This is a genomic window from Nocardioides pocheonensis, from assembly GCF_003725535.1.
Classification (GTDB): Bacteria; Actinomycetota; Actinomycetes; order Propionibacteriales; family Nocardioidaceae; genus Marmoricola; species Marmoricola pocheonensis.
Genome location: NZ_RJSF01000043.1, coordinates 31,886 through 35,713, shown reverse-complemented (window position 1 = coordinate 35,713; position 3,828 = coordinate 31,886). Strand labels below are relative to the sequence as shown.

At 71.6% G+C, this 3,828-nt stretch carries 6 protein-coding genes; all 6 read right to left on the bottom strand.

Annotated elements, in window-relative coordinates; genetic code table 11:
* Nucleotides 1-622 (bottom strand): hypothetical protein (locus EFL26_RS24305; RefSeq protein WP_221176997.1); only part of this gene is annotated, 622 nt, incomplete at its 3' end.
* A 181-nt stretch (nucleotides 623-803) separates the two neighbouring features.
* Nucleotides 804-1,313: a DUF2231 domain-containing protein gene (locus EFL26_RS16150; protein WP_123223947.1), complete on the bottom strand. Its 510-nt coding sequence runs from the start codon at nucleotides 1,311-1,313 to the stop codon at nucleotides 804-806.
* Between the two features lie 145 nt (nucleotides 1,314-1,458).
* A complete protein-coding gene (locus EFL26_RS16145; protein WP_123223946.1) occupies nucleotides 1,459-2,211 on the bottom strand; it encodes a ZIP family metal transporter in 753 nt (250 codons plus the stop codon).
* Between the two features lie 9 nt (nucleotides 2,212-2,220).
* Complete coding sequence (locus tag EFL26_RS16140; protein ID WP_148046742.1) at nucleotides 2,221-2,436, bottom strand: hypothetical protein; 216 nt, start codon at nucleotides 2,434-2,436, stop codon at nucleotides 2,221-2,223.
* A gap of 13 nt (nucleotides 2,437-2,449) precedes the next feature.
* Nucleotides 2,450-2,794 (bottom strand): hypothetical protein, encoded by a 345-nt coding sequence (locus EFL26_RS16135; RefSeq protein WP_123223944.1) that lies wholly within the window; start codon nucleotides 2,792-2,794, stop codon nucleotides 2,450-2,452.
* A gap of 103 nt (nucleotides 2,795-2,897) precedes the next feature.
* On the bottom strand, nucleotides 2,898-3,794 hold the full coding sequence (gene mca, locus EFL26_RS16130) for a mycothiol conjugate amidase Mca (protein WP_123224134.1): 897 nt from the start codon (nucleotides 3,792-3,794) through the stop codon (nucleotides 2,898-2,900).
* Between the last annotated feature and the right edge of the window lie 34 nt (nucleotides 3,795-3,828).

The window sequence follows — 3,828 nt, the reverse complement described above, 5'->3', positions numbered from 1 at the left end:
GCACGCACGGCACGCAGGGCACCGTCGCGGTCGGCACGCACTCGGGCTGCGGCGTCACCGCGCAGCCGGTGTGGGCCGGGTTGCTGCGGGCGATGCCGTGGTTGGTGTCGCACTCGTAGCCGGCGTTGGCGTCCGAGGCGTTCGGCATCTGACCCTTCGGGTTCTTGTTGTCGGCCTTGCCCACGCACCCGGCGCAGGGCTTGCCGACAGCCTGGCCGCCGCCGTTGCCGTTCGCCGAGGCGGAGCCGTCACGCGTGGAGCAGTACGGCCCTCCCGGGCACTGGCCGTTGGCACCGCCGGTGTTGGCGTCCGCGTTGCTGATCGGCTGCGGCTGGGTCAGGTCACCGGTGCCGGGACTGTGGTCGGCTGCCGCGGAGTGGTCTGCTGCCGCGGAATGGTCTGCTGCCGCGGAATGATCCACTCCGGCGGCCGACCCGGCGCCGGCGGCCGACGCCGGTGTCTCGGTTGGCGCTGCCTGGGCATGGTCGCCGGCCTGTGCCGCAGCCGGGTCGGCCGGTGGGTCTGCCTGGGCGGTGCCGGCGAAGCCGATCAGGACCGCGACCCAGACGAGGACTGCGAGGGGCGACAGCAGTCGCCCGTACTGGTGCTTGCCGAAGGACATGACATCTCCTCGGCCCCCCGGACTAAGGCCCACTACTAGTTCGTCGACACTCCCGAACGTGCCCTGTTGTGTGCCGCGACCAGCGGGTGAGCTGTCAGGCTCCTCGTTGGTCGCTGACCCGGATGTGGTACCCCGGTCAGGGCAACGCAATCGGAAAACGCCGCGATATGGGCAGCGCGCCTCACCTGCCGCTGGAGACCTTGTCGCCCCAGGCAGCGCGCGCGCCGGAGTCGCCGACGCGGTACACCTGCACGCCGGCAGCGACCGAGGCCACGACGGCCAGCACGGCCACCCACGTGACTGCGCGAGCAGCCGTCGCGGAGGCGCCCGGCGCCACGTGCTGGGCAGTGCCCTCGGACAGGGCGGCGAGCCGCGTGGCGCGGCGGTCGAGGTACATCAGCGCGAACCCGAACAGCAGCATCGGCAGCGCGAACCAGATCAGCTGGTCACCCAGCTCGGCGTGGTCGCCCGGATTCCCGACGCGCTTCTCGAGGTCCTCGCCGCTCGAGGTCGCGACCGGGATGAGGACAGTGGCAGCGGCCGTCACGGCCACGGCGAGCCAGCCGTAGTGGTGCCGCCAGCCGGGACGGACCGCCATCGCGATCGTGCCCAGGATGCCCAGCGGAAGCAGCACGACGACCGCGTGGACCACGAGGGGGTGAAGCGGGAGCCCGTTGATGACATCGAACATGATGGCCTCCTCGGCTCGGGGCCTGCCCGCGCGGGCAAGGCCCGGACGGGGGCGCATGACACCCCCACCAATTCGAACCTAATCAGTCTCGCAACCGGTCACCACGTGCGAAGGTCACCACCTGCGGCCCGAAGGACCCGTGCGGTCAGCCGGCTCGCTCGATCGAGAAGGCGACGAGGAACCCCAGGGTCGCGATGAGGCCGGCGTACAGGTGCGTGCGCTCGAAGGCCTCCGGGATCATCGTGTCCGCCACCATCGCGAGGATCGCGCCGGCCGCGACGGCCGTGATCACTGCGATCGCCTGGGGGGACGCGCCCTCGAGCAGCAGGGCGCCGAGCAGTCCGGCCAGACCGCTGGCCACGGCGATGCCCGTCCACACGCCGAAGACGTACCCGGCGCTCCGACCATGGCGCTTCATGCCCGCCGAGCTGGAGAGACCCTCGGGGATGTTGGAGATGAAGATCGCGGCCAGCACCGGTACGCCGACCCCGCCTCCGCCGAGGAGGGACAGACCGAGCACGACGGACTCCGGAATCCCGTCCAGCAGGGCACCGATGGCGATCGCCGTGCCGCTTCCGGGCTGGTCCGCCTCCGACGGCTGCTCCTCGCCGGACCTCTTGCGGTGGCGAGCTCCGCGACGAGCGAGGGCCACGTTCAGCAGCACGTAGACGACCGCGCCCCCCAGGAACCCGACAGCGGTTGCGACCAGACCGCCGGTCTTCTCGGCGTCGTCGACGAGGTCGAAGGACAGCGCCGAGATGAGCACGCCCGACCCGAAGGCCATCACCGACGCGGTGACGGCGCGGGGCACGTCGAGGAACCAGGCGAACAGTGCCCCCACCACGAGAGCCGATCCGGCGATCAGTCCCCAGGCGCCCGCCTGGAGCCAGACCGGCACGTCGCGCTGCTAGGAGGCGTGGTGCTCGTCGCCGAACACCCCGCGCTCGGCGTTGGCGCGGGCCTTGCGCAGGTGCTTGGTCAGGCTGAACCCGAGGAAGGTCACGGCGGCGGCGAGCAGCACGAACAGCACGAAGTACACCCAGCCGGCGCCGATCTCGTCCTCGGAGGGGACCTTGTCGGCGAGCGGGACTAGCGCGGTGAGGGCAACGGCCATGGTGCTCATGGAGCCCATTGTCTCAGGGTTGCCAGACTTCGGGGGTGCCGGGGCAGTGGGCCGGCACCGGCGCAGCCGACTGCGGGTCGACGATGCAGTCCTCCAGCGCGGGAAGACCCCCGGCCAGGGCCGGCACCGGCCGGCTCTCGACCGGCCGGGCGGCGACCACGGAGCCCGTCGGCGCCACCCAGGCGACGACTTCGACCGGGTTGCCGTCCGACGCCTGGCACCAGGTCGTGACCTCCTGCAGGCCGCAGCGGCGGCAGACCGCCCGGTGCTGCGCCTCGCCGGAGGGCGCCGGCCCCCACTGGTGCCGATCGTGGTTCCGGTCGTGGTGTCGCTCGTGACGTCGCTTCGCGTTCTCCATGTCCTGCCACCCTCTCCCCGCGTTCCCCCTACCCGGCCTGCGGGGCTCGCATGCAGCAGACGCACACGCGGGTGACCGGCGGGGCCGACGGGATGGATGGGGCTCAGGAGTCGGAGGGAACCAGGGCCCGGATGCCGGCGAACAGGTCGTCCTCGGGGAGCTCGGTGGGCACCGTGCTCTTCACGAGCTCGAAGTCCTCGGTCGGCCAGACGCTCTGCTGGACCTCGAGCGGCACGTGGAACCACGGGCCGTCGGGGTCGATCTGCGTGGCGTGCGCGATGAGGGCCCGGTCGCGCACCGGGAAGTACTCGGCGCAGGGCACCCGGGTGGTGATCCGGGCGTCGTGGGCGGGGTCGGGTTTCCACTCCTTCAGCCGCTCGGCGTACGGCGACTCGAGCCCGCGCCGCAGCATCTCGTCGTGGATCGCCTGCGTCTTGGGCCGGTTGAAGCCGTGCTGGTAGTACACCTTCAGCACCTGCCAGGGCTCACCGGCGTCGGGGTAGCGGGTCGGATCGGCCGCGGCCTCGTAGGCGTACATCGACACCTCGTGGCAGCGGATGTGGTCGGGGTGGGGGTAGCCACCGTTCTCGTCGTACGTCGTCAGCACGTGCGGGCGGAAGGACCGGATCAGCCGGACCAGCGGCTCGGCCGCCTCCTCCAGCGGCACGAGCGCGAAGCAACCCTCGGGCAGCGGCGGCAGCGGATCGCCCTCCGGCCAGCCGGAGTCGACGAAGCCCAGCCAGTCCTGGGTGATGCCCAGGATCTCGCGAGCCCGGTCCATCTCCTGGCGCCGGATCTCGGTGATGTTGGCGAGCACGTCGGGCCGGTCCATCTTCGGGTTCAGCACCGATCCGCGCTCGCCGCCGGTGCAGGTCACCACGTGCACGTCGATGCCCTCGGCGACGTACTTCGCCGTGGTCGCTGCGCCCTTGCTGGACTCGTCGTCGGGGTGGGCGTGCACGTGCATGAGGCGAAGGCGGGACTGCCCGGGGTCAGACATGCCGACCATCCTAGGATCGGGCCCGTGAGCGACC